At 37.0% G+C, this 26,374-nt stretch carries 19 protein-coding genes; 10 read left to right on the top strand and 9 right to left on the bottom strand.

Going from position 1 to position 26,374, the window contains the following annotated elements:
• Positions 1–2 precede the first annotated feature (2 nt).
• The 4 genes from ACT6R0_RS09510 to ACT6R0_RS09495 form a co-directional block, all read right to left on the bottom strand.
• The gene (locus ACT6R0_RS09510; RefSeq protein WP_444652474.1) at positions 3–1,058 is read right to left on the bottom strand and encodes a hypothetical protein; all 1,056 of its coding nucleotides are present in this window, start codon (positions 1,056–1,058) and stop codon (positions 3–5) included.
• Positions 1,048–2,829: a hypothetical protein gene (locus tag ACT6R0_RS09505; protein WP_444652475.1), complete on the bottom strand. Its 1,782-nt coding sequence runs from the start codon at positions 2,827–2,829 to the stop codon at positions 1,048–1,050. The genes ACT6R0_RS09510 and ACT6R0_RS09505 overlap by 11 nt, the downstream gene beginning before the upstream one ends.
• Positions 2,830–2,831: 2 nt before the next feature.
• The gene (locus ACT6R0_RS09500; RefSeq protein WP_444652476.1) at positions 2,832–5,045 is read right to left on the bottom strand and encodes a hypothetical protein; all 2,214 of its coding nucleotides are present in this window, start codon (positions 5,043–5,045) and stop codon (positions 2,832–2,834) included.
• Positions 5,046–5,324: 279 nt separating this feature from the next.
• The gene (locus tag ACT6R0_RS09495) at positions 5,325–5,978 is read right to left on the bottom strand and encodes a hypothetical protein (protein ID WP_444652477.1); all 654 of its coding nucleotides are present in this window, start codon (positions 5,976–5,978) and stop codon (positions 5,325–5,327) included.
• 244 nt (positions 5,979–6,222) lie between these two features.
• Here ACT6R0_RS09495 and ACT6R0_RS09490 point away from each other — a divergent pair, with 244 nt between their 5' ends.
• The gene (locus tag ACT6R0_RS09490; protein WP_444652478.1) at positions 6,223–7,584 is read left to right on the top strand and encodes a hypothetical protein; all 1,362 of its coding nucleotides are present in this window, start codon (positions 6,223–6,225) and stop codon (positions 7,582–7,584) included.
• Positions 7,585–7,595: 11 nt separating this feature from the next.
• Entirely contained in the window at positions 7,596–9,548 is a 1,953-nt protein-coding gene (locus ACT6R0_RS09485) for a hypothetical protein (protein WP_444652479.1), read from the top strand.
• A gap of 225 nt (positions 9,549–9,773) precedes the next feature.
• Here the strand turns inward: ACT6R0_RS09485 and ACT6R0_RS09480 are convergent, their stop codons facing one another.
• The 5 genes from ACT6R0_RS09480 to ACT6R0_RS09460 all read right to left on the bottom strand — a co-directional run bounded on the left by ACT6R0_RS09480 (position 9,774) and on the right by ACT6R0_RS09460 (position 16,983).
• Entirely contained in the window at positions 9,774–10,757 is a 984-nt protein-coding gene (locus ACT6R0_RS09480; protein WP_444652480.1) for an N-acetylmuramoyl-L-alanine amidase, read from the bottom strand.
• A gap of 130 nt (positions 10,758–10,887) precedes the next feature.
• Positions 10,888–14,037 carry a hypothetical protein gene (locus tag ACT6R0_RS09475; RefSeq protein WP_444652481.1) on the bottom strand — a complete coding sequence of 1,050 codons (3,150 nt, stop codon included), beginning with the start codon at positions 14,035–14,037 and terminating at the stop codon, positions 10,888–10,890.
• The gene (locus ACT6R0_RS09470) at positions 14,027–14,584 is read right to left on the bottom strand and encodes an ABC-three component system middle component 1 (protein WP_444652482.1); all 558 of its coding nucleotides are present in this window, start codon (positions 14,582–14,584) and stop codon (positions 14,027–14,029) included. Before ACT6R0_RS09470 ends, ACT6R0_RS09475 begins: the two co-directional genes overlap by 11 nt.
• Positions 14,559–15,908 carry an ABC-three component system protein gene (locus ACT6R0_RS09465; RefSeq protein ID WP_444652483.1) on the bottom strand — a complete coding sequence of 450 codons (1,350 nt, stop codon included), beginning with the start codon at positions 15,906–15,908 and terminating at the stop codon, positions 14,559–14,561. The genes ACT6R0_RS09470 and ACT6R0_RS09465 overlap by 26 nt, the downstream gene beginning before the upstream one ends.
• Positions 15,901–16,983 (bottom strand): ComEC/Rec2 family competence protein, encoded by a 1,083-nt coding sequence (locus tag ACT6R0_RS09460; RefSeq protein WP_444652484.1) that lies wholly within the window; start codon positions 16,981–16,983, stop codon positions 15,901–15,903. Before ACT6R0_RS09460 ends, ACT6R0_RS09465 begins: the two co-directional genes overlap by 8 nt.
• Positions 16,984–17,534: 551 nt before the next feature.
• Between ACT6R0_RS09460 and ACT6R0_RS09455 the strand changes: the two genes are divergently transcribed.
• The 8 genes from ACT6R0_RS09455 (at position 17,535) to ACT6R0_RS09420 (ending at position 26,367) form a co-directional block, all read left to right on the top strand.
• Positions 17,535–20,195, top strand: a complete 2,661-nt coding sequence (locus tag ACT6R0_RS09455) for an ATP-binding protein (RefSeq protein ID WP_444652485.1) — start codon at positions 17,535–17,537, stop codon at positions 20,193–20,195.
• Positions 20,192–20,986 carry a hypothetical protein gene (locus ACT6R0_RS09450; RefSeq protein WP_444652486.1) on the top strand — a complete coding sequence of 265 codons (795 nt, stop codon included), beginning with the start codon at positions 20,192–20,194 and terminating at the stop codon, positions 20,984–20,986. Before ACT6R0_RS09455 ends, ACT6R0_RS09450 begins: the two co-directional genes overlap by 4 nt.
• A 28-nt stretch (positions 20,987–21,014) precedes the next feature.
• Positions 21,015–22,190, top strand: coding sequence for a hypothetical protein (locus ACT6R0_RS09445; protein ID WP_444652487.1), 1,176 nt, complete (start codon positions 21,015–21,017; stop codon positions 22,188–22,190).
• Positions 22,177–22,701, top strand: a complete 525-nt coding sequence (locus ACT6R0_RS09440; protein ID WP_444652488.1) for a condensin complex protein MksE — start codon at positions 22,177–22,179, stop codon at positions 22,699–22,701. Before ACT6R0_RS09445 ends, ACT6R0_RS09440 begins: the two co-directional genes overlap by 14 nt.
• A 739-nt stretch (positions 22,702–23,440) precedes the next feature.
• The gene (locus ACT6R0_RS09435) at positions 23,441–23,833 is read left to right on the top strand and encodes a single-stranded DNA-binding protein (RefSeq protein WP_444652489.1); all 393 of its coding nucleotides are present in this window, start codon (positions 23,441–23,443) and stop codon (positions 23,831–23,833) included.
• Between the two features lie 34 nt (positions 23,834–23,867).
• Positions 23,868–24,941, top strand: a complete 1,074-nt coding sequence (locus ACT6R0_RS09430) for a DUF932 domain-containing protein (RefSeq protein ID WP_444652490.1) — start codon at positions 23,868–23,870, stop codon at positions 24,939–24,941.
• A gap of 50 nt (positions 24,942–24,991) precedes the next feature.
• On the top strand, positions 24,992–25,360 hold the full coding sequence (locus ACT6R0_RS09425) for a hypothetical protein (protein ID WP_444652491.1): 369 nt from the start codon (positions 24,992–24,994) through the stop codon (positions 25,358–25,360).
• Between the two features lie 242 nt (positions 25,361–25,602).
• Positions 25,603–26,367: a Swt1 family HEPN domain-containing protein gene (locus tag ACT6R0_RS09420; protein ID WP_444652492.1), complete on the top strand. Its 765-nt coding sequence runs from the start codon at positions 25,603–25,605 to the stop codon at positions 26,365–26,367.
• Positions 26,368–26,374 lie beyond the last annotated feature (7 nt).

Raw genomic sequence — 26,374 nt, 5'->3', positions numbered from 1 at the left:
GTTTAATTTTTTTTGGTAAAACTGTTATTTACTAATGCGCTGCTTACCTTGCTCCTGTAGACAATTAATGCAACGGTGACGCAGAACTGCAGTGCGAAGCTAATTAAATAGGTAGGTGTAATTTCATTCCTTACGGAGTATAGGAAATAAACATTGATCAGAAAGCTAGAGACAGATGCCGTAACAACGCAAATTTGTATAAACATGCGAATAGAGACAACTTTATCTGATTTCGCAATGTAATGAAGAACAGCTGCTATAGCCAATATTCCGGCGATTTTCATAAATTCTTTTAAAAAATAATCCCCGAACGTAATGAAGTAACGAAGTCCTCTGATAATGATGCTGATAGCTGCAAAGGCACAAAGGGCAATGAGAAACCTGTATATGCTTGAATATGTTAGATGTCCGACCAAGGTCTTTTTACCATACTGGTTTACCAGCCAAAGCATTGCCATATATACTAGCCAACTCGCGATTAACATAATATAATTCTTCGGGCTGTGGAGCACGTCAATCTCACCACGCCCCAATGAATCATATGTTAGAAAAGTCAATATATGGATGTAAATATCATAGATTATAATTACAATAATCAATGCCTTGCACAGTATGGATAACATTTTCCCAAAATCTGGGTTCGTTTGATCGCCGGCAGATATTTTATAGTTTAGTCTACCATAACGTAAAAACATGAAAAAGAGAACTAAAAAGAGTACTCCTAAAAATACTGCTGCTACAGAAGGGTATAATAATAACATAAAAATATACATTTTATGCATCAGTAAAAACGCTGCAATTAAGATTATGAAAATCCGGTAAATAGCAGTATTTATACGTGAATCTGATCCGTGTGATAGCCCTTTCATTAAAAGAAGTATTGCTAACATGGTGAATACAAACATATTCACCGCAAAGCGTATCTTCAAATTCGAACTTGCGCCATGGTTAACGAATGCAAAAGTAAAATCAGTGATTAAATTGTATCCTATGATACCCATTATTCCCAGCATACTAAAGCTCAAGACTGAATTATTATAAAACTGCTTATTGTCCATTGGTATTATATTGAAGAAGTTTGTCATAATTATTAAGGTAGATTTGCATCTGGTCCGATAGCTTTATCGCATTTTCATTCCCAGCAGATAATAACTCTTGGAAAAATGACGTGTTTTGATAGAGTCCCCAAACATTTAGGAAGCTTTCATAATCTTTTATCATCAAAGGGCCGTAGGTCCTATATGCGTCATAAAGTCCTGTCTTGCCGTAATAAGCAGTAATAAAATTAAATGCCATTAAAAATATTAGACCCTGTGGCTGCGCTTCCTCGGCCTTTAAGATTTCTCCAAAGCCGGCATCGATCTGAAATCCGAGAATACCAAGACCTAATGCAGTTAAATTTTCTGCTAAAGCAAGGCCTTGCGCTAGACGGAAAAAAGGTATAAAAATTCCGGCAATACCCGCAATATTACCGATAATCTGTAGCACTGATATTTTCTTTGTTAAAGCCTCATCTATTGCAAATAGCGCAAATGCTGGAAAAGGATAAATTCTTCCGGCTTGTAGACCAAGTATTTCGGCTGGGTAAAAAGGTACCCCGCCCAATATCGTGCTGTATGCAAAGACAGTACCATCTAAAGTTTCTCCGTCAACTGTGTAGTCTTTCTGAGTAAGATAGTTGTCGTTAATGTTTTCCCGTGTATATATAAGTATCCTGTTTATAAGAACGCCAGTAGGCAAAAACTCCGACTGGATTTCGGGACCTATAGTCTGAGTTGGGCCAGCTACAGTATTTTCAATTAATTTTTCTCCTATAATCGGAATAATTCTGTTTGCTGGTAAATTCCTTACTTGACTCTCAACATTAGCAATATCGCCTTCTTCGGAAATTTTTTTATACCAACATTGCAAAAGGAAAATTACTATTTGAAGCTTTATTTCAGGATAGGAACCGAGGTTGGCACTTTGCATAGCGTTTATAAACAACGTGGTTTCTTCACCTTCTATTACCTGTACATTGAAAAAGGAATTGTAAAGAGCGACTTTTTCATCTTCCGGAACGCTGATTACCAGATCCAGAAATATGTCAGCTTCATTCTGACCGTCAAAGTCCCAAGAACCCCAGTGCTCAAAAGCAGCGATATAATTTAGCATTTCAACTCTCCTGCTGAACATCAATTCCAACAACCGTATAGCGGGATCGTACATTAAAAATTTATCAAAATTTCCCGCTAATCCCTCGTTTATCGATTGATTGAAGTAATATTTCCATGTATTGGGGGTATAATAATCGCCCATAGGCATGGATAAAAAGGTCTCAAACGCAGATATTGAGGCGGTGGTAACGACAAATGACAGGCCGTATATCATTAAATCCCGCGTGTGTAAGGTATTCTTTACTTCAAGTTCAAGAATATTCTGTCCACTATAGCTGGCGTACCTACGGTAGTATTCAAGGTATGCGAATACATAAATTTTATAACCTTGGGCTGTATTGTGGTAACAGAATACCCCCTGCTGCAAATTTTGCGCCGGTATATTATTTACATCGTCAATACTCCCGAATAAATTGGTTGGTAAAGGCCCGGTGAGCTTATTCCCTGCACGTAGCGCCTCGTTTTTATTATAGCTGTCTGTGACACCTAAAACATTGGTGCGTGCATGGATAATCTGAATCTGAAGGGTCAGGCCTTCAGGGGTAAGTACCTCCTCATAATCGCCGGGTGCCTTCTTCAGAAAGTTACCGTCACCGGTAAACGTTACCGACCTGCTGCCCAGAAACAATAGATATTTCATGCTTTCCATGAGGTGAGTAAAATTCCTTGCCATAATTAATTTGTATTTAAATTATCGCCCTTACCTCCATCTATGCTGCCAGGATAGAAATCGCCGAACTGTTTGGAGTTAAAGAATACAAAATCAGTAGAGTAAATAAGCACCGCCTGAGAAGGAAACAATGCCTGAAGCGTACCCGCGGAATTTTCAAAAAGTACGCCCAAAGAATATTCATAATAATAAAATCCGTTTAGTTCGTCTGTTTTGACCTCAGTTGTATTTTCCAGAACACAAAGTGATGGTTGCGATGCATTCTGCGGCAAAAGGCCCAGTAGTACGTCATACTCCCCCTTCGTAATTCCAAGGCAGAAGTAGGGTGTTGCGGAAGCGCTAAGGTGGTGCATCCTCAACACTTTTGTAAGCTGCGATAAGGGAGGCTTGATCATTTTATATTCAATGATATATTGCCCGTCGCCAAAAAGAGCTTTAGCAAAATTGTCTCGTGCCTGAGGATCAGGAGCCAAAGAATTACGGCCTACCACAGTTTTTTGCAAAAGCGGATTGGTAGTGGTTGAAATCTGTACCATCTCCGCTACCTTTTTAGAGGTAAATAGTACAAGTTGCTCTGTTGTAAATTCGTTGGCGACGATATCCGAATAATGCCTTCCGGTAAAGTACACGGCGCCTTGCTGGAGGATGGAGAGGTTATCTTGAAAATGTTCATAACCAAGCAATTGATAATTGTTCAGCGCAGTCCGCTTTAAGTCGGCTTCATTTTGGAATAAAGGAGTCAAGCCTAAGCCCCTAAACATTTCGTTAAAGACTTTGTGTTCTCTTTTCTTCTGGTCTGGAAGATTTAAAATATAATCGGGTACCAGATTGTTCACTTCATATGAGAACATATGAAATGTGCATACTGGCTTATTAACAGCATTGTCGGTAATTACCTGAACATCAAACAACAATGGGACACTAAAGACTTGACTGGGAACGACCAGTGCATATTTATCAAGTAAATTATTGATATGGTCATTATACAGTCGTCCTATCGTAGTAAACATTGATGGAAAGTACTGTGGAGCGCCGGTAAGCAACTGTATTTCCAACCTTAGGGTGTTTGCAGTTACAATTGGTTCTATAGACTCTATTGGCCAGCCAAATGTACCAAAAGCCTTTTCAGACGTGCTGCCTTCACCACCAATACGGATATTGTTCAATGAACTTTGCTGAGTATAATTGTTGTAAAAATTATAACCACGCAGACGGTTGCTGCTAATATATACATACTGCATATTTTTTGTGGCAAATCCCTTTAGCAATGCGTAGATCTGCTCTTTGGAAGTCAGGGCATCGGTGCTATTGCCTTGAAAAAGCTTCCCCTGGCCATTTCCATGTAGCCCGTAAAAGGCAGCAGCATCTAAGAATTGCCTGCAATTGTCTTTCAAAAGCTTCTTTACGATTAAATTGCCCATACCAACGCTGCTTAATTTGAACGACGAAGCGCGTGCATAAGCCAGGTCCAGCTTGAAAGGGTTTTGGTTAGTTGCCTCAATGTAATCGCCATTATTTAATACTATATCAAGTCCAACTGTATTTTCTGCCGTACCCAGGTACATTCCCCTTGAAATGAGAGGCAGCTCAAAGGCGGCATCGGCTGGTTCTTGCGCAGTACCATCTCCCGGGTCAGCAGTGACTGGCGAAACCTTAAAGTACAATTGGTCTATAAGGTGATTAGGAGTTTGCCAGGAATTTTGTCCCGGAAATCCTAAGAATACAGCAGATAGAGGCGTTGCTGCCGGAGAATTACTATTAGTCAGAAAAGTAGAAAATTCCTTCCAAACATGCTTCACAAAGTCAGTTCCGGTAGTTGTGCTGCCAGCAATTGTGGGATTTGTACCCGAAGTTAAAAAGTCACTTCTTTTTAATCCACGGTATATAAAGTATTTTATCGAAAGCCTGCTGACAGGCTGTCGGTAGGGTTTTAGTATCAGGTTAATTTTCGTACTATCAGGATGGGGCTGCAGTAAAACTTGTCCATCGGTTATCGCATAAACTTTCCTTGAACCTTGAAAAGAAACTGTTGCAGTAGTCGAAAATTCATTGTCAGATATAGCGCCAAATTTGTCTGCGTTAGACTGAGCAAAAGTTAAAGTGTCAGAAATTTCTAGAAAGAAATGAGACTTGGATGAATTTACAAGAATAGTTTTTCGTTGCAGATTTGGAATCGTATCTACTATGTTATCTTCTTCGTCTATTAAGTTTAATGGCATAGAAATTCAGTTATAGTTAATAATTAGTAAATAGTTCTAGACCATTTAACAAGAAACCAGCAGTTAACACCTTTAAAGTCTTTATCTAAGTACGTAAAAAATTTTACGCGCCCAGCTTATATAATTGTTAATTTTCAGCACATTAACTATAATGGCACTAAAACTTCCACTGTAGTTAAAAGATGTTTTTAACTGAATTTTTTAACAATACATTCTATAAGTAACGTAAAGAAGGGAAATTAAAGAACAACCTTAAAATTTATTCTTACCTAAAATATCTTATAAAAACCCTTTATCATTTAGTTCAATAAGTAAACTCTTATCGGACGATATTCCCAAAGCGCTTTTCATATTTAGAATTCGTTTTTGTATCGTACTAGGAGGAAGACAAACTATAGACGCAAGATCTTTGACTTTGTAACCTTTTGCCAAATTAAAAATTATCTGCCTGTTATGGTCATCAACAAGAATCTTCTCATTGTATATCTTCATTGTACTTTTTTTAACCGTTATGCTCTGGAAATGATCATCATTAAAAATTTTTCGGACAATTTGCATTATATCTTCTACGCCAATGTCGCATTTTATAGCAAAAGCGTGGGGGTGTAATGTTTTCCATAGATCGTATATAAGTAGGGTTTGCGTAATTGCGGTAATCAGGACAATTTTACAGCCTGGATGATATTTCCGTAATAGCTTGCCAACATCAGCACCATTGTAAACTTTTTGCTCATCATAGGACGGTAGCATAAAATCAAGCACGGCTAAATCAAAATCACTTCCTTGGGCATGTTCGATAATTAAATGATATGCTTCCTTACAGTTGATCGCTTTTGAAATTTTTAATTGATCGACTGTGGCAAATACCTCGGTTAGAGATGTTTCATAAAAGTTCGTTGCCATCGCATGGTCATCTACAATTAAAATATTCATACTTTTGAATTATGTTACTGGAAATATAAGATGATTATTGTTAATAAATCCAGGTAATTTTACGGGTTTTTATTGACCAGGTATTTTCCGCACAGACATGCATTTAAGGTAGGTATAAAATCTGTGTGTTGACCTCATTACTAATATGCCTCATCATATTTTATAACGCATATCATACTTTATTAGTACCTGATAAAATTCAAAACTGGCATCTCAGAAATATGTAATAAACTTAATATACAGAATGAAAAAGATAGATCGCCAAGCAGTTGTTATTATCCATGGTATGGGCGAACAAAGACCTATGGACACGCTAAGGGATTTTGTTAACGGTGTAAAATGGCAGATGGAGCAACTTGATCCTTCTGAAAAAATTGTCAAAATTCGTAGTAAAGCAGATAGTGTCGGGGACATTTATGAAACGGTGAGGCTAAGCATGGAAAGCAACTACAAAGCAAAAAGGCCAATTACGGATTTTTACGAATTTTACTGGGCACACAATATGAGAGGTACCAAGATAAGCCATATGTGGACCTGGCTTACCCATATTTTCCTTAAGCCGTTGCGAAAAGTGCCTGCCCACCTTCATAAGATATGGTGGACAATGCGATGCATTTTCATACTTGCCTGCATGATAAGCCTCTTGTTTACATTTTTCCTAACTATTCCGGATCTTTTAAAACCGATCATAGCACTATTCAGTGGTGCTTTAATTTCTTTTTTGGGTGGTATTATCGCATCCTTTGTCAAAGACTCGTTTGTCAATTCACTGGGAGATGTCGCCCGCTATTTGACACCCGAACCCGAAAATATCCTGGAGCGCAGCGCTATCCGCCAACAAGGAATCACTTTTCTCAAAAAACTCCATTCAATAAAAACCCGGACGAAACCTGATCGGATTATTATTGTCGCACATAGCTTGGGTTCCGCTGTGGCGTATGATTTACTCAGGCTCTTGTGGTCCGATTATGGAACTTTATACAGCACGGCACCACAAACAAAACAGGACGCCTTGGAAAAAGTAAACTTTTATGCAAAGAATCCGGATCTCATCGAACAAGAATATAACGCATTTGCAGAGGCACAATACGGCTGTTGGCAGGAATGCAACGATTTGGGAAATCCCTGGCTTATCAGTGACTTTATCACAGTTGGCGCCGCACTTAATGCGTTAGATTACTTTATGGTCAGCAGATTATCCGTAGAGGAAATGATAGGCCTGCGTGAATTGCCCGTGTGCCCGCCTGTTCCTGATGATGGCAAAGGAGATATCTACTATCGGGGATATCTGCGACAGGATGGCGCTACACGCAGTAAAGGGATTAATATCCCGCACAATGCTGCACTTTTCGCTCTTACACGCTGGACCAACATATTCTACACTTCAGATTTTGTAGGTGGGCCTATGAAAAGAATTTTTGGGAAAGGCATGAGTGACATTCCTATCAGACGTAAATCAACATGGTTTTATCCCGGTGGGCATACAGCCTATTGGAAAGGGGGTAAAAAAAATGAAGCATTGGAGGCAATAGTAACAGCACTAAAATTAAGCCCGGAACGCGACGGGACAGCGAGTACACTACAAGTACAAGATTCACCAGCTTAAATTTACAAAAAATGGCAGAGCGAAAAGATACGGAGATACTGAAGAATGCCCAAACTCTTTGGAAAGCGTTAACAGCAACCGCGCAAATGCATAAAATATGCTACGATAAAGAACTGTTGACAGGTAATGAATCAGCAGCTGGCTTATATACAAATCTGGGAATAGCGGATCCCGGGCCTGACTTTCTTGATGACTTAAAAACGTATGACATTTCTGTAGAACAGCTTTTAATTGCTTTCTTCAGGACTTTGCAACCTTACGCCCAAATGATGTCAGGACTTTGTGCTTTCTTTCAGCGGCATGCTATAAAAGAAACAAATAATTACCTCCGCATTAAGTTCGATTTTCAGGATGGTGGGCTTGAAAATCTGGAGTTTGATCTTGAACACTTTCGGGAACAATTGGACAAATTCAGGAACGCACAAGAAACCGTCAGCTATTTCTTCCTCAATCAAAACGCTATTTGGGGGATGCTGCAAATTCTTTCAAAAGATTACACCGAAATATCCGAAGCGCCTTGGATAAATAAATGGGAGCAGGACTTCAATAGGGGTATATGGTCTGCAGTTGATCTGCCACTCACAGGGCACAATGTTCTGGATGCAAACCTATCAAAAGTATACGATGTATACCGCAGTTTCACCTATGCTGCAAATGCATTTGGCATTACTCAAAAAAATGCTCCTGACTTTTTTAATTACAACGATAGCCGGGAAGATGAATATGACATATATCCTACCGATTGGACAGTTCATAGACTCGCAACTGCAACCCACGACCGATGGCCCGTAACATTCCTAAGGCGTCTATTCTACCGCCTTGAGTCGCTACAGGGCCTGTCCCATACTCAAAGGGATGGCGACAGCGTCATTTGGGCAGAACAGATTGCCGCCTTTTTTGAAAAGCACGGAGTTCACGCGCAAAAACAGATTGATCTTGTCCAGGAATTACAAGATATACTTAAGCTGCCCATATGGCAAAAGAGATATGAATTATACAGCGTTTGGATACTGGCTTTAATGGATGAGGTTCTCCTAAATTATCCCGGCTACACTGTACATCATGCAGAAGGACAGCTCATTATAAAGTTCAAAGCAACCAAACTTGCCACCTTTGAAACTGAAATTGGCAGGACTGAATTATGGACTGAGGTGCGTATGCCTATAAATGATCCGGTCGGTCACAGCCGTAAGGCCAACATCCAGCCCGACTACACGTTTTTTAAGAACGCCGGGGAAACGGCTGTAGCAAGTAACGGCTTGGTCGTAGTTGAAGTGAAGCAATATGAAAAACCTAACACACGAATTTTTAAAGATGCGTTGATAGACTATCTCCGGGGAGTAGAGAACGCCCATGTTTTTCTGGTCAACTACGGAACGCTAAGGCCTGCCATGGAAGTGTCAAATCCTGAACGTTGCACTGCTTTAGGCCAGGTTTACCCAAACACACCTACTGCTGAAATATTCCAGGAAAAGCTTAGGAATGAACTTCCCAGACTATTGCTGCCAAGCCTTGATAATAAAGTAACAGAATTTACCGACCAGGATTGGTTAGCATTACGCGAAGGATATGACCGTATATTCGTTGATATCTCATATTCGCTTAATTTAGAGAGTTATAAGAAATTTCTAAAAACAATGCTGAAGTGGTCTATTGAAGGAAATGCTGTAGGCCAAGTTGTTGCAATAGATGAAGATATCCGGCGCGAATGGATGGGCCCAACGGAATCGGATATTGAGTCTCTTTTATCGCTACCATTTGATCGTGGCACCGATTTGGGCAACAAAATTCAAGGAGACCATGTTTTGGTGATTACCGATGCAGACGGTGAGCAACAGTTACTATTAAGTAACCAAGTTAAAAGCCTTCATATCGTTTGCTACGCGGAAAATGAACCTGTCACTTTTAAGCGGATAATAAACAGTCCTGTTAGAATTAGAAAATTCGTGAAAAAGAATCTATGACAAACAAAGTCCTGTACTGTCAGGTATTTTGAACGAGGGCATCACCGCGAGGTCGCGCTTTACATTCCAATCTTCACAGAAGGATTTCCATTGCAATCGCTGATGCTTGCAATCGTCTGACATCAAAATTACATTAAAACATAGGGCAGGCCGCACAATTTAAAAGCGAAAAAAATATGCTAAAGCATTTTTTTTCCACCACATTATTTAAATAAGGTCGATAATCTAAAATTTCAAAAAGTTTTTACTTAACCATCTCTCTTCCATAGCTAACTTACACCAACTATCTCGAAATTCGGTAACGAAAACAATTTGTCCCTTAGATAGGCTGCCATCTTTAGGATATGCCGCTCCGGGGCCTGTTCTGATATTTAATGTCGTAGCATTAATGATTGCTCTTGTAGCCTCAATTGTATATTTAGCAGATACCCAGCGCGAATTACTGCCAGATATTTTCAGCCACCCTTCTTTTTCCTGATAAACCCTGAGAATCGCACCCAATTGTACTGTAGATCCTTCTGGCGCCTTTGGGCTGGATGAATTTGGTAATATCCTTACATTGAGAGTTTCTGTGCTTACGCAAACGTATTTTAAAACCTTTGAGGCATCTGTTTTTATACTTCCCCGTATTTTTTCAGTCACGAGGGGTAGGAAATTTTGCTGACAATTCAAGACCTTATTCCCTCCAAAAAAATTTGTTCCCGGACAAGATTTGTTGTTTTTAGTACCATTATTTCGTGCACCAGTACTTAAATCAAACCAATGGTGGTAAACTATGTAGTCTGTTGAGACAGGAATGTTAAATTTAGAACACAATAATGCTGTAACTTCAATTATGCATTGTTTTTGTTCAGTTGTCATAACATCTTTACCTACATCAAAATTGCCGAAATTTTCAATGCAGACAGCCTTAGAGTTCTGGCCGTAAATACAGGCGGAAGATTTTTCCATATTGCGTCCCGTAACAATAGATCCATCAGGAAAAATGGTAAAATGTTGCCCAATGTCAGCCCAGCCATTGCTGTTGATATGATAATCTCTCATTGCCTTTTGCCTCTCAAAATGGTTACTCTTATTAAATAAAATGTAACTGGGATTGTAGGTGTGATGGTGTTGTATTTGAACAACAGTCCGTGACACCCGTAAGCCACTTAACCACATTGCAAATTCAGCCAGTGACATTTTCGTGAATCCATATTTTGTTTCCATTACAATATCAGGTATTAATTAATATACACAAGTCCATCAACCATTCTGAACATCAAAGATTTTTATGGTAACATCAGTACATAAAAAGTACATATTTTGATCTATGAACTCTTGTACAGTATTGCAAACTTTACACAGTTACAGCTTTTACTTTTCCAAATGTTTCCAATTCCATGAATTTGGAGTTAAACAATTCCTCAGGTATTTTTTTTCTCAACAGATTGTGAAAATTCGCGTCGTGAGTGGATAAGATAATTTGCCGCTTATTGTTAACTACAATGCTTCTTAATAAGTCAATCGTCGATAAGATATTTATGCTGTCCATCGACTGAATCGGATCATCTATGAAGATGCACTCCAATTGATTGCCTTGGTCATCAACAGCATGTAACGCTTTTGCCAGAAAGATGCTTAAACTTAATATATTTAGTTGAGCGGTGCTGAAATATAAATTCGGAATCTGAAAGACTTCCCTTTTCTCATCGGTCACACAAACATTTAACTGGGGTTTGTCATCCGTGAAATCACATTTAAACTGGATTTCCTTATATTCAGGATGCGGATCAATCTTTCTATACAAATCATTGATTATATTCTCATAAAAAAATGAGTTGATCTGCGCGTTTATGTGCTCAGTAACTTTTCGTTTTTCATCGATTAGCTCATCTTGTACTCTTGTCTTTAAAAATTTAATCCTGGCTTTTATGTCCTGTTCTTTCGATACTGCAATTTGATAACGCAAAAAAGGAATTAATTGCTCTTTGTGTTTTCCCAAAAGCTTAAATAAACTAATTGTTTTTTTATGCTCTTCTATACTTTCGTATTCTCTGTCGCGAACGCTCTTGATATAAGACGCCGCTTCTTCCATACCCCCGCCAAAAGCTTCTAATCTAAAGGCAGTTTTCAAATAATCTCTGTATTCGTTTATCCGTTGGCTCAAAGATGTAGCCTGGCCATGCAATTTCATTAATTGCTTATTAATTTCATCTTCGGAAAATGAAGAAGTTTTATTTTGGAGAGCAGCAATATCTTTTTGTAGCTGATCCTCTTTTTCACCCACTTCATGCATTTTATTAATATTTGCATCAGCAAGTATCTTTACGAGCACCGAACTAAAATTATTCTGTTCATCAACTGTCAATGAGTTACGGTATTCATTAACCTCTTTATAAATTGGGTTTTCTTTTGACTGCTTGGTACTTTCACGAGCCTGCTCAATCTTTTGTTGCTCACTGGCAATTTTCTCATTAGTTTCCGACACGTTTTGCTGCAAATTTGCTAAAGTGTCATTTAAAATTTTATTTTCAGCGTTCAGCCCCGCTACTTCGTCTTGCAATTTACTTTGATATTTTTCCACAGTTAAATTTTGGATGCTTGCCTTCAAAGTGCTTAGATCCTCAATAATTGTCACCTTTTGGCGCTCTAGGTCTACAAGACGATTCTGCAAAGCTATGACTTCATCTTGAAGCGTCTTTACTTTTTCAGCCTCATGTTGCCTGTCGCGCTTAATCATTTTTAAAAGCGCCTCTTTTTTATGTAATTCTTCACTTCTTGCTAAGGTTAGTCGATGACCACTATCATTCTGTTCTTTGAGCAAAACCTGCAGGCTTGCGTCGAGCATATCACTACTTGCAATCTTATCGGCTAACTCTTTATAACTTTGGTACGTCTGCGTGCACAAAGGACAGGTATTCGACTGTAACTCATTTACAATACTTAAACCTTTGGTAGTTAATTCTGATATTTCAGATTGGAAGTTCTTTTGGCCCTGAATACTAGTAGTCAGTTTTTTTAGTTCCTCAGCAATGGTGGTCACCCCTTCTTGTATCTGTAAAAGCTCTTGTATTGAAGATTTATATTTATCTATCCACGCACCTGTCGGCGGATCATATTGATTCTGTTGGGCTTTTTGGATAAAATTGTCGAAGTTGTATAATTGTAACTCTACAGCCTTTTGACGCTCAATTGCTATTTTACTTTCATCATTAGCTTTTGCAATCAGATCTGACAGCTCGGCCCGACGCTGTTCTTTTTGTTCTAGATTCTTCTCTATATCAGGAATAGTATTAAGAAGGGCGTTAACTTTAGCGATTTGAAATGTAATGCTTTGCGCTTTTTCCCGATTTTGCTGCAATCCAGACTCGTGATCTACTTTCTGCTTACCCAATGAAGAAAGTATAAGACGGCTCTCCTGCTCAATTTTATTACTAAGTGAAATTATTCTTGACAATTCCTCGTATATTGGGACCTTAGGTAGCAAATTTTCGTATAAGCTCCGGATAGAACCAAGTTCAGCCTTGGTCTTAATTATGGCGTCAAGTTGGTTCAGCACACTCGCAAGTTCTTTAAAATCTATAATAATACTTTGGGTATCTTCTATCTCTTTCATTATTGTACGGCTTCCTGATAAATTGGAACCGTACTGTTCAAGCGAGTCAAGTTCCTCATTACCATTGGTCAGTTGAGTGGCTTTGTCTAATAGATTTTTACTTTGTTCAATTTTACTCTCCAATAAATGAATACCGCTGGTTATTATAGAGCTGTAAATGGCTGATTCCTGTTCGTTAAAATTATTATCAAGCAAATTTAATTTTTGGCCTCTACTATTAAGTTGAGAGATTACTGCATTAACTTCGGACATAATTTTTTGGTCGCCGTCAAACGCCAAGTCGAGCTGAAACCCATCCAATTCAATTTTTAAAGCACGAACTTTTTCCTCATTTGCCTTAATCAAGGCTACTAAAGCCTTGTGATATCGGTCTAGTTCTTTGTCTCCAAAATATTTAATGAAGGTTTGGTAACGTTGTTCACCATTGTCTTCTTTCAGAAAGGAATCAATCCATTCTTGTGAAAGTATAACTTCCTGAAAGTATCCCCTTACGGTATCACGTTCATCGAACTTATAATCAGGCTGGCCTTTTCTTGGTTTCTTAAGTTCATTTATTATTGGTCTGTCTGACGCTGTTGTATAAAGATTTACGAAAGCCGGAAGACTATCATCAGCAAATTTGTTTCTTAGTATATGAGTCTGGTCAAATGTATTTATATTTTTTTCACTTTTTGCGGCCTGCTTATTGTTTTTGTCGCGTTTTAAAAATCTATGGATATTGTTGGTGATACCCCATTCAACGGCATCGTAGAACGAGGTTTTCCCAAAGCCATTTGGGGCATAGATTGAGACAAAATCGGCGGTTTGTTTTCCATTCCCAAAATCAAACGTCCCTTCTTCTACAAGATTGTAAGCCCTGAAAGCCTGAATTTCTACTTTCTTAAATTTCATTTTGTTTCAGCTTTAGTTCAATAAGTTCAAGTGCGCTCACCGTTGATTCGCCCTTCTTGTCGGATAACATTCCCGAGCGTGCGATTTCTTCCCATAGCGTTTTATTTTTTATAAACTCACCCCGCAAGTTAGCAGGGGACTTTTCCGTTGGCAACAACCTTAAATTGGTATTTGTTATATGTTCTTCAATCGCTGAATTAATAAAATCCTGGGTAATTTCCCCGTCATGGGCCAAAACAATCTTCCGGCTGGAAATAGTATCATTTTCAATTTTATACTTGATATGCCTTTCTACGTCGCTGGAAAGAACATAAAATAAGTAAACATTCCAAATTCCAAAATCACTGTTTAATTGGCTTTGATAATAGATAGCTATAGTGTTCGACAGCCGTTCCCATTCGGATTCCAAGGCTACATCCGAGGGGAATTTCGCGAAAAAAGCATGAATATCGCCAACGTAATCCTCTACATGTAATACCGTTTCTACATCGGGATGGAGTTCTCTTACAATTGTTACTATTTTATCTTCTCTTGATGTATTGCTCATATTCTTCCTGAAGTTTTGCTATTAATCTTTCCTCATCCAAAATTTCCCTATATTCCTCTAATTTGGTAAGGATGCATTTCTTTTTAAACAGATCTATATGTATAAAACGGTAATGGTCAAAGGGAAAGTTAATACCATCATCTGTTTTCAAAAATTTTCTTTGTGTCTGCGCCTTCATTAAATTCGGTATTTTCCCAGCTTCTATCTCGAAGTTATCTCCTAAAGGAGAAGTCCTAGTGCCTACTACAACCAATCCGCCGGCTGGAAGGCCTCTATAATCCGAATAGATCATATTTTGTAATTCGTGTGTCCAATCTTTATCGGTATCGGAAAATAAAAGTCTAAAAGAATTAAAGATCTCTGTTAGATTACCTTCATTAAAGTCATTATACTCCATAACGTTTAGAACGGTAAGGAATTCCAACCATACAACCCATATTTCCCGACTATTCAAAGCATTGCTGTTTGATTGGTTCAATAGCAGTCTTACATTAAAATATTGCTTTATTAAATACGGCGTGGCTGCGCTACCAACTATTTTCTCAGTTTCAGCCCTCAAAAAATTACGTGTATAAACAACGCTTTCTTCGTCAAAGGCATTTACTTCCAAAAGAAACGCGGCATCTTGTAAAAAAGAAAAGCATCCCAGATAGGCAGGCAGTATGGGAACTAGGTCGTCAGGAAATTGTCTCACCAGATCGTCAAAAGAGCTTAAAGGCGAAAATTCTACCTTTCCTAATTGTTCGTCGAGTGCTTCTACCATCTGGCTCTGTATTCCTCCTAACAAGAAATATTCATTCGACAATTTACCGAGAGCACCTCCTGAATGACCCCGAATTTCTTCAAGGTTTGGGCGGTCAGGGACCTGGGCTTCACGGAGGCTATTATTACGAGGGCCTTGTATCGTAACTCCTTCATCAGTTCGATAAGCGTTAGTAAAATTTGGGTCATCTTCAAGATTCCGGCGCATTACAGGATAACCTGCTAAAATGTAATTGTTCCTGTCATGATTAATTTCATCTGTCCTGATTAACTTTCCAAAACCTTCAAGTTTATCAATTTTCAAAATTGCTACATCGCGGTCCGGATGTTCAAAATAGTTAACGCCGTTTTGAAAGTCAAATGGTATCTCTATAGGTGCAAAAAAATTATCCTGCAATACGAACCTTCGTAAGAGATTTACGGAATGACCGGCATCGGCTACAACATGCTTAGCAGTCAGAATATAAGTAAAATTTGGATCGCTTACTTGAAAAATGCAGCCAGAACCTCCGTTCAGAACTACAATATATTCTCTAATTTCATCCAAGATCATGTCATTCATATATGAAAGGTTCGGTTAATGGTAAAGCTATGAAATCGGGATAATCAATGTAATCCTGCTTTTTAAAAATTCTCGCGACAAGTTCACCATAATTAAAATAAATTACACAGTCTGGATGATGATCGATTAAGCGGCCCAGTAACTGTTTATGGGGATGATTATCTTGTTTACTGTTTGTACTAACTACATAATTCTTAGAGTTAATCATTCTAAATAATTTCGGGCTTGTGTTGGAGTTAGAACCATGATGTGAAATTTTCACAAATTCTACAGAAATTTTAGCTTTATCACTATATCCTAAATCTTCGAGGGATTTTACGATAACAGATGGAAATGCATCCGCTAAAAAAAGAAAGTCTTTGCCTTTAAACGACAACAGGAAAGCTATTGAACTACCGTTTGGCACAGCATTATCCTCATTAAATGTCTGATCGGTCACCAACTTGTTTTTTGAATGAAGGTCGGCAAGAGAAATTTCATGATCGCTTAGTTTCGCAGTTAATGAATCCGGACGTTCTTTCTCCCAGATTCCAAGCAAATTTTCCAGCCCTTGCCTGTCTGGTGATAAAATAGTAAAATCCAAGCCATGGAAATTCTTTTTGGATCCTGCCATTATGATTTCGCCTCTCCAAAGGTTATTATCATTTAAAAATTTCTCAAATTGGACACCTTGACCAACGCTTGTCTGTGGCGATGAATTCATATTTAGAGTTATATTTCCTTTCCACTCTGATTCCGATGCAAGCCACGTTTTGATAACGTTCCCTGAATTAAACCAAACCTCTCCGATCATTTCAGATGCTTTAGGATCATTTTCAATCCAGGAAATAAATCCGCCAATATGATCTTCATCAATGTGTGTCAACACTACAAGGTCAAATATTTTTCCTCTTTCACGCAGTTTATCAACGGTAAGTTTGAGGTCACCAGATTGTTTTTTTTTATTATCGTTGTAAAAAAGATAAGTTTGCTTTTTACCGCCGTCTATTAAGACATTTCTTTCATTGCCTTGCTCATCATCAAAGGAAATATGGATGCAGTCGCCGTTGTTAGCCCTAAGAATATGTATGGTCATATGATTGTAAGTATAGCTTATCCAATTAGATATAAGTTGTTTAATATTTATCCTCAAACTTAACAATTAAATGTCAATTATTAAATGGAAGATGTTGTTTTGGTCCCTATTCAAGAAAACTCTTCAAAAATTATTTAATTATTATGCAAAATATTTAAGTTCAATAAACTTTAATGACTGAAATGATAAGTCTTTGTGATGTGTATTGATACATAGTTTGTCTATAATTATTATTGAATCTAAAATAGAGCAGGAAAATAATAGTTATTAAAGAAATAGCAGCGTTTGGCTAATATACATAGGATTTTGACAGGATCTTGAATACAAGTCGCGGAAATAAGTTGTACTATTGTTATATGAAATGTATGAGTCTTTTGCTAAATATTTAGCAAAAAATCTACCAGTTGTGAATTAATATAAGTATTAATAAAGAAAATGACAGTAAAGAGAATTATACTTAGAAATAGAAAGGCAAACGTATATTCAAGCAAATTTGAATTTTTTAAAGCACCATACCGTAGTATTAATGTTTCACTTTCAGTAATTAGAAAATGCTAAAAAGAATCGTAGTACTTCATTCAGAAATTTATTCTAAGGCTGACATTGAGTTAAGTGACTGCGATTCACTGCAAATAGTTGGGCCTAATAATATTGGGAAAAGCACCTTAATTTATGCTCTTAACTTTCTGTATATCATAGACGGGAAGCAAATGACTTTTAGCGGCAATAGGACAGGCGATAAAACGACAATAAATCATTACTTCCCCTCTATCAATTCGAGCTACATAATTTTTGAAATTTTTAAAAAGAGATATTACTGCATATTGGTAAAGAAAAATGCAGAAGGAAATTTGGATTATTACAAAATCGATAGTGATTACAGAGAAAGGCACTATTTTGAGCAAACAACAGAAGGACAAAAACTAAAGAAATTTGATTCTTTGCTTACCGAACTATCTTCGTCAGGTGTAGAATACAGCAAATATTCCAATAGACGAGATCTATTTAATTTTGTGTATCAAAAAGGTAAGAAAAATAATGGTGTAGTATGGTTAAATGAAGGAGCATCACAAGATCAAAGAGAAATTAGCAACAACTTTTCAAAAATCTATCGTTACCTAATCAACTCCAAACTTATTGACAACAAAACTCTTAAGGAATCTTTGATTATTGCTGACAATAAAGAGAATGAACAAGTTGAATTTTCTAAAAAAAATCAAAAGGACATTCAAACCCTTTTAAAACACAATAAAGAAATAAAAGTAATTAAAAGTATTCAGAATAGTTTTTCTGATTTTAAAGAATTCGTCAATCAATATAGGGCGAAAAACCAAATTCTTTCAGAAGTTGTATATGCATTTGACGCACTTTATTCATCGGTCAGCATTGACCTAAGTACAAGTGTCATAAAAAAGAAGAAAGAAAAAGAAGAATATCGGATTAATCTAACAGAGATTTTGAATCCAAAACAAAGTGAGTTGAATCAAAAAATTGGCGGCTTAAAAATCACAATGTCACAAAAGCAAGCATCAATTGATTCATTAACACAAAAAATTTTAAAGATTAAGTCTTATGAAGGGATCGATTTTTTAAAGCAATCATTAAGCAACTTAGACACCGAAAGAAAAAACATTGAGACCCGACTTACTCAAATTGAAAATCAAAATCTAAGTAGCCAAGAAATAGAAACAAAAATTTCAAAGCTCTCACAAGACATTTCAAAATTTGAAGCTCAAATTGAAAGTTACTCAAATTTGCTAATTCATCAGATAAGCCAAAATTTAAAAGATAAAGAGATGCTAAACGCAATTCTTTCTGATTCTATTACTTCACTTCCTAAGGAAAATATTCAATCGCACATTGAAAAATTAAGTGATATAATGAAAATCTTTGATGGAGCAATTTTAATTCCTAAAGAATTTAAAGGCAAACCTATTGCTTCGATTGAGGACTTGAGAATTCGCAAAAATGAGGCGTTGAAAGAAAAGGGACTTAATGAACAGTTGTTACCCATTGCAAAAGACCTTGAAAAATACCGTTCTGAACTTCTAAAAGTTCAGCAAAAAGTCAAAGAAGTAAATGGTAAAATTGAAGAACTTATTTCTTTACCGGAACTTGAACAAAACTTAAATAGAGATGATGAAGAGCAAAAAAGTTTAATTCAGCAAAAAGACGAAACCGAAAAACAACTGAGACAATTAAACGAGCAAATAAGTAGAATTAATGAATCTATCGGCATTCTTACAGAAGATATTAGCAACAAAGAAAAGCGCATTGAGAAAATCCAAGAATGGAAAGTGAAAATTGAACAATCAGGAATTAAACCTGTTGAATATCAAACAAACGAATCACTTGATAATCTTTTCAAGAACTTTGAAAGAAACTTATTTGAGCGAGAAGATATTAAGAATAAAAAAGAAAGATTATTTGAAAATCTGAAAACTAAAACGGAAACTGTTTTTGCTTCAGAGAATGAATTTATCAAATATCTCGATTCAGAACTTGTATCTCTTGATGACAAACAAAAAAGTATTGACGCATTACTGAAAAATATCTCAACGCAGTTCTCTATTCCTTGCAAAACGCTTCAATCAAAATTTCAAGAGTTTCAAGCTTTTATAAACAACCAATTCAATTCTAAAATTAGAAAAATTAAAATCTCAGACATTGATTCTCTAAATATTGAAATTATTCCAAACGAAACTCTTATCAAAGATTTGAAGAAGATTATGGAAATCAGAGATCTAACTTCAGAACTAATCTTTGACGACCAGTCAGAAAACCTTAATGTTTTAAATAGATATTTGGATAACCAAACTATAATTGAATTTAAAGACCTTTTTGACATCAAGTTGCACCTTGAAAAAAAAGGACAGCATAAAGTTGTTGATTTAAGAAATCAAATAGAATCTGACGGAACAGATAAAATGATTAGAATGGTGATTATAATGTCGATCATCCATCAAATTGTAATTAATGACGTTGAAAACAAAATAGTGATTTTCGTTGACGAAATAGGAACAATTGACGAAGCCAATAGAATCGAAATTTTAAAATTCTGTAAGGAAAACAATTTTATTCCAATATCCGCTGCACCGTTGCATCCATATGACGGTTTTGATAAATACTACTTAGTAAGACGAAATAGTGGTAAAATAGTTTTGAGTGAGATCAACGGAAATGTAATCTATCGTAAAAAGAAAACGTCGTGAATCAAACAGATTTTAGAACATACAAAAAATTAAAAGACGATACTTTTCTGACAGAAAAAGCAATCCCAAAAAGTGTTCTGAGTTCGCCTCATTTCAAAGGATTAGTATTTTCTATGATTCTTGAAAAAACAAAATCAGGAAGAGGGTTTCGATATGAAGTAAGTAAAGTAACTGAATTTGAAAGTTTCTTTAAAACCCATTTTCCCGAAGACATAGAAGTTATAGACAAATCAGACAACGTCAGGAAATTTAGAAACTCTAAAATTCAAAAAACAGCTTCTACACCAATTTTTATGCTACGAGGCTTTGAAACAATTACGATAAATGGCAATGAAGTAAATTTAAAATATTACACAAACAAATTCCAAATATTCGCTTGTAACGCTGGCAAAATAGAAGCAGAGCACATATGTATTGTTGAAAACTTGGACACTTTTTTAGTTGCTGAAAAACTTCTAGGTAAAAATTATGTTTTTCTCCATAAATATGGCCGGATTGGAAAAGAATCTCTTAGTGGTCTATCTACAGATCGGTTACTTGTTTTTGTTGATTACGATTTTAACGGACTTGAAGAATTTCTAAGAATAAGAGAGGTTTTTGAATTTGCGCAATTGTACGTACCCAAAAACTATGACGAGCTCTTTAGGTTATATTCTCAAAGTCTAAGAGGTAACAAAGCCGAAATGACAAATAGAGTTAAACAAAGCTCAGATACTGAAGTGATTAAGATTAGAGAAAGTATAACAAGAAACAACAGATTCTTAGAACAACAATATTGGAAATATGATTAAGTCGGAACCAAAATCTATATTGCAGTTTATGGCAAGTCATTATGAGTTGTTGAAAGACCTCTTTGATATACAGCTCAAGAACGACATTATTACTAAAGAGTCTCTAAATATTTGTTTAGAGAGCTATGACAAGAATATTCAGGTACAGCTAACAGAATATCAGATATTGGTTGGACAAAATGATGATTTCACTTTTAACGAGCCGTATCTGATCCTCTTTGAATTTATTCATCAACAGTTTAAACCTCTTTTGCCGGAGGAAATCGAACATTTTGGGCAAGCAATCAAAACATTATTTTTAAAAATCAAGGAAGGAATTAATGATGATAAAAACATATTGTTGGAAAGAATTGAAGCATTGTCAAACCAAATTAAAAAGTTCACAAATGCCGTTGTAAATAATACCAAAAGTTTATTAACAGAATCAAAAGAGCTTAAAGCAAATAGTAAGAAAATTGACTACGAAGAAAAAATCCATAAAGCAAGATATCTAATTGAAAATTATATATCCCCACTTAACACAATATTAGATGTAAATCATAGTCAATCCATCTACAACGAATTGCTAAATGTTTCTCAATTTTCTAATGTAAAGAGATTTGATTATGGCGACGAAAGTATAAGACGTGAATTTGAAAAACTTTATCATCTACTTCGTCAAGTTAGCAAGAACTTACACGTTCAATCAGTAACTCTTACAAATGAGTTGTTACCGTTAATAGAGCGATTAAAAACTGAAAGCCAATATTTGAGAGGTTTTCATCACTATTTAAATAACGGAAATTGCTATAAGAGAATAGAACCACCTCGAATATTCGTTTCTACTCGTGACAACATCTACAACAGATTTGTTTATGAAAACACGAAAGAATACTTTGAACAGTTTAAAAACGAGGCTGAATTAATTATCGTTGCAGAGACCCAGCAAACAAATAACTGGCTTTTTGATAAATCAAGATATAAAGAAACTTTGAACAAAAATTTGCCTGTAGAGGATTTTTTTAAATGGTGCGAGAGTTCTATTAAACAAGAAACTGAAAAATTTTCATTTGACAACTTTTTTATGGTAACAAGCTTACTTTTTGAAGATGACTACGAAGTTACTGTTAGCAAAGAAGGAAAAAAGATTACTGTTTCTAATGACAAATCAGAACTAATTATGCCTAAACTTACAATTAAGAAACAAGAAGATGTATCCGGATAAACATAGAGAGATAATTACTTCCTTGATGGATGGAAAGTTCATTACGGTTGAAGAATTGTTGTTTGAAACCATCAAGAAAAATGAAGATTTCTATATTAAGTTTTTTGAAACTTCTTTTGGTTTCGAACTTACAGGTAATCATGATTTTTATTACTTGGTTTCAAGTGAGACAAATGAAAACACTTCCAGAGATATTTCTATTTTTTTTTCAATTCTATGTTATGAACTTGATAAGGACGGAAAGAATTTTTTAGAAGAACTTAATTATTCAGAATTTTATATTGATGAAATTCTCGAATATTTTAAAAATTCATCGTGGTTAGATGTAATTAAGGCTAACAAGCAACTTTACAATGAGGAAAGTTTAAAGCGACATATCGGAACTATGGTAAAGAGAAATATTGCTATTAAACAAAGTAACGACAGATATTCATTTACAAAAGCCCACAAATTATTTATTGACTTTGCAAAAGACTTAATACAAGACGACAAGGACGAACCCGCTAGATAACCGTAACTATTTTGTTTAGTCACCCATCTGAACATAAGTCTAATTCCATCAGAGTATTTTTATATAAATTCAATACCTATTTAAAATTTGAAGCATACTCCCTACCTCAATATCCATTCTCTAAAAAGCAAACCAAACAAAAAATTTGGGATGTAAAAAAAGATGGTCCGATGCCGCTGATTTTTACCGCAAGGAACGTAAATGGCTTATATATTAGAGAAGACCTTAAAAAGTTACTTGTATGATCGGGGATTTATGCATTCAAACAAAGATCCAAAATAGGAAAGATTGAATTTAATTGGGTTAGTTTCCATTACACATGCCCTCCTCTTAAATACCAAGTTGAACCAGTCCATTTTGGGCTGGTTTTTTTTATGATTTTGGCATCCCCGTTGGGCCACGCTTTTCACTACAATCTTCAAGGAAGGATTTTCGCTGCAATCGTTGATGCGCCGCCGCATGGCGACTGAGTTTGCAATTAATCAGATATGTAATTTAATTTTCCAATTCGAAACGGCTAAAAAGGCAGCTAAGTTATGGCGAAGCCTTAACTGCGTGCGCATAATGGCATGCATCGCAAACTCGCCGTGCCACGCTCCGCGACTTATAGCACTCCGTGTCAGGCTTCACCCCGTTAGCTGGCTTTCTTTTTTTCCGTTTTTTCTTTTGGAAAAATGTTTTGCCGAAGGCAGGAAGAAAAAGGGAAGCAACAGGACTGTATAACTTTAATACTAAACTCATGGACATTACAGGAAGGCTGACAGCGGATGCGCAAATCCGTTCAGTAAAAGGCGACAAACAGGTCGTAAATTTTTCGGTAGCGGTAAACGATAGCTACAAAAACACACAGGGTGAGCGTGTAACGCTTACAGAATATTTTGACTGCTCTTATTGGCTAAGCACCACGGTAGCGGGCATCCTTAAAAAGGGTGCAGTCGTCGAACTTCAGGGAAGGGTCAGTACACGTGCTTGGCTGACAAAAGATGGCGAGCCCAAAGCAGCACTCAACTTCCATACTTCCAAAATTAAGCTGTACAGTACGGCGATAAAGGATAGTGCCCAAAAAGCTGTAGCACAGAAGCAGGTTCACGCAACGGTCGTAACTCCCCAAGGTGACGACCTTCCCTTTTAAATAACTCATTCTACATATTTAAAAATTAGAAATCATGGCACATAATTTAAATTTCAACGAGCACACAGGCAATTACTCATTTTTCAGCGTACAGCAAAAAGCATGGCACAATCTCGGGCAAATAGTGAGCGAATACCCAACAAGCACTGAGGCTATCAGGTTTGCGGGACTTGATTACGATGTGCTTAAAAAGCCTGTATTTATAAACGGTATCGATAATGTCATAGGCGCTGACGGGGTACTTATAGAGGGTGGCGACCTACCTGTCCCAAATCGTTTTGGAACATATCGCAGTGATACCAATGAGGCTTTCGATGTGGTAGGCAAAGATTACCATATTGTGCAGAACAGGGATGCCTTCGCATTCTTCGATGCTATAGTAGGCGGAGGCGAAGGCATACTGTACGAGACAGCGGGAGCATTAGGTCGTGGTGAACGCATCTTCATTACCGCCAAATTGCCCGGTTATATCCGTGTGGGAGATGGCGATGATGTAACGGAAAAATACATTTTCCTTACTACATCTCACGATGGTTCAGGAAGCATTACCGCCGCCTTCACACCTATACGCATTGTTTGCCAAAATACGTTGAATGCCGCCCTCGGCAAGATGTCAAACGTAGTTCGTATCAAGCATACAGCTAATGCAAAACAGAGGCTTTTAGACGCTCACAGGGTTATGGGACTTGCTGATATGATGAGTGCACAGATGGAAGGTATATTTAATGAGTGGTCAAAAATCCGTATTACGGACAGCGAGGTTAAAAAGCTTATTCAACTTGCCCTTTGTCCCAATAAGGAAACATTCGACTTCCTGAAAAAAGGTGATGAGGATGCCCTCTCTACAATATTTAAAAATACTGTAGAAGATGCATTCTCTTACGCAATGATGAGTGATACCCAACTGATGGAAACCACTAAAGGCACATTGTTCGGCGCATACAATGCCGTGACAGGCTACTATCAGAATGTACGCAAGTATAAGGACGATGAAGCGAAACTCCAATCCATTGTAATGGGCGGGACAGCGCAAGGAAAGGCGCAGAAGGCATTCGACCTGTGTAGGGCATTTGAAAAAGAGGGGAACAACATCTTACAACTGAATTAAGCAATCACAGGCAGCAGCAAATGCTGCTGCCTGTCTTAAAATCTACAGTAATGGAAGCATTAAAAAGGATTAACAATGTGGAGAAAGGCAGGTTAATCGCCGCCTTATTTCCTGAAGAAACTGAACGTATCGTGGCTGCGGTGAAAAGCACCTGTGACTATCTTTTTGACAATGAACAACAGGTACGACAGGAGTGGGATGTTAGCTTTATACCCGCAGAACTATGGTACCGCATAGCGGCAAATCTGCGCGAGGCAATTACCAAGAATGGAAATAGGATTTTTAAAAACAAGCGGACTTTTGCTGACCAGCTTTTTGACGGTTACAACGCCATGCTAACTATAGATTGCATTGTAAAAACCAAGTACGGCACAGTTGACGCAAAATTTAGACAAGCGGTAGAACTGCTTTTTGAATAAAAAAAAGCGGGGACTGAGGTCCCCGCTATTGATATAATATCCTATAGCGTGCCGCGCCCACTTTCCTTGCGAGGAAATGTGGGCGCGGCTTCTATTACAGCTGTTCCGATCTGAATTTTTATTTCCAAATTATGTTAAAATTAGGTGTTTTTTACTATCTTCGATTTGTATACTTACCAACCTTTGTAATTCCTTGGACTTTAAGTAATCAACTTCTGCAAGTCAGAAAACCACCAGCATAAATGGCATTTACAGAAAAAATCGAGCGGCTAAAAATATTAGTTACGGGTGCTTCTACCGATGTTCCTGTTGACCCCGAGAAAGAGGAAGAATACCTGGCCCTAAGGCGGGATCTAGCGCTGTTCCCGCGATTCAAATCTTCTACACCTAAAGAATTAAAGATCTGTAGCTCATTGCAGGAATTTCGGAGAGAAATGCAAACGAAAGGAGGATATGCTGAAAGAAGGAAGTACATTAATGAGATGTTTTTGCCCTTTCTTCTCAACGAGGATGCTGACTCCCTAATAAATTCTATAGAGGAAATTCAACAAAATATAAACTTCGGGCACCTCAATTTGCTGCCACAAGACATTCAGGATAAGGGAAAACAAATGTCGGAAGTTTACCTATACCTCTACTGCATTGAGAACTCACTTAGGATATTCATAGCTGAAATAATGCGTACAGAAGCTGTAGCTATTCCTAAAAAGGTCCAGGAAACAATAGAGAAGTTGAAAAAAAGCGAACAAGAAAGCAAATACCTCCCTTTACGAGGAGATAATGAACTATTTTATTGCGATTTTATTGACTTAGGTAAAATCATTGTTGGAAACTGGAGCATTTTCGGCAAGTATTTTCCGAAACAAAATGAACATTGGCTGAATGTAATGGTAGAAGAACTATATAAAATAAGAAACATGGTGGCGCACAATAGCTACGTTGGCATTGACGAGCGGAATGCGCTAAAAGTTTTCTACAAAATTATTACAGCCCAATTGAAAATATAATTGAAGT

Source organism: Flavobacterium sp. (assembly GCF_052437795.1).
Lineage (GTDB): Bacteria > Bacteroidota > Bacteroidia > Flavobacteriales > Flavobacteriaceae > Flavobacterium.
Note: the sequence above shows the minus strand (reverse complement) of the source record. Positions and strands in the feature narration are given on the sequence as shown.

Bases quoted from the DNA above. Each gene is read 5' to 3' on its own strand.
- ACT6R0_RS09460 (WP_444652484.1), bottom strand. From the start codon at position 16,983: ATGACCATACATATTCTTAGGGCTAACAACGGCGACTGCATCCATATT.
- ACT6R0_RS09430 (WP_444652490.1), top strand. From the start codon at position 23,868: ATGGCACATAATTTAAATTTCAACGAGCACACAGGCAATTACTCATTT.
- ACT6R0_RS09465 (WP_444652483.1), bottom strand. From the start codon at position 15,908: ATGAATGACATGATCTTGGATGAAATTAGAGAATATATTGTAGTTCTG.
- ACT6R0_RS09500 (WP_444652476.1), bottom strand. From the start codon at position 5,045: ATGCCATTAAACTTAATAGACGAAGAAGATAACATAGTAGATACGATT.
- ACT6R0_RS09445 (WP_444652487.1), top strand. From the start codon at position 21,015: ATGGCAAGTCATTATGAGTTGTTGAAAGACCTCTTTGATATACAGCTC.
- ACT6R0_RS09435 (WP_444652489.1), top strand. From the start codon at position 23,441: ATGGACATTACAGGAAGGCTGACAGCGGATGCGCAAATCCGTTCAGTA.
- ACT6R0_RS09475 (WP_444652481.1), bottom strand. From the start codon at position 14,037: ATGAAATTTAAGAAAGTAGAAATTCAGGCTTTCAGGGCTTACAATCTT.
- ACT6R0_RS09510 (WP_444652474.1), bottom strand. From the start codon at position 1,058: ATGGACAATAAGCAGTTTTATAATAATTCAGTCTTGAGCTTTAGTATG.
- ACT6R0_RS09470 (WP_444652482.1), bottom strand. From the start codon at position 14,584: ATGAGCAATACATCAAGAGAAGATAAAATAGTAACAATTGTAAGAGAA.
- ACT6R0_RS09480 (WP_444652480.1), bottom strand. From the start codon at position 10,757: ATGGAAACAAAATATGGATTCACGAAAATGTCACTGGCTGAATTTGCA.
- ACT6R0_RS09420 (WP_444652492.1), top strand. From the start codon at position 25,603: ATGGCATTTACAGAAAAAATCGAGCGGCTAAAAATATTAGTTACGGGT.
- ACT6R0_RS09495 (WP_444652477.1), bottom strand. From the start codon at position 5,978: ATGAATATTTTAATTGTAGATGACCATGCGATGGCAACGAACTTTTAT.
- ACT6R0_RS09425 (WP_444652491.1), top strand. From the start codon at position 24,992: ATGGAAGCATTAAAAAGGATTAACAATGTGGAGAAAGGCAGGTTAATC.
- ACT6R0_RS09440 (WP_444652488.1), top strand. From the start codon at position 22,177: ATGTATCCGGATAAACATAGAGAGATAATTACTTCCTTGATGGATGGA.
- ACT6R0_RS09490 (WP_444652478.1), top strand. From the start codon at position 6,223: ATGAAAAAGATAGATCGCCAAGCAGTTGTTATTATCCATGGTATGGGC.
- ACT6R0_RS09485 (WP_444652479.1), top strand. From the start codon at position 7,596: ATGGCAGAGCGAAAAGATACGGAGATACTGAAGAATGCCCAAACTCTT.
- ACT6R0_RS09505 (WP_444652475.1), bottom strand. From the start codon at position 2,829: ATGGCAAGGAATTTTACTCACCTCATGGAAAGCATGAAATATCTATTG.
- ACT6R0_RS09455 (WP_444652485.1), top strand. From the start codon at position 17,535: ATGCTAAAAAGAATCGTAGTACTTCATTCAGAAATTTATTCTAAGGCT.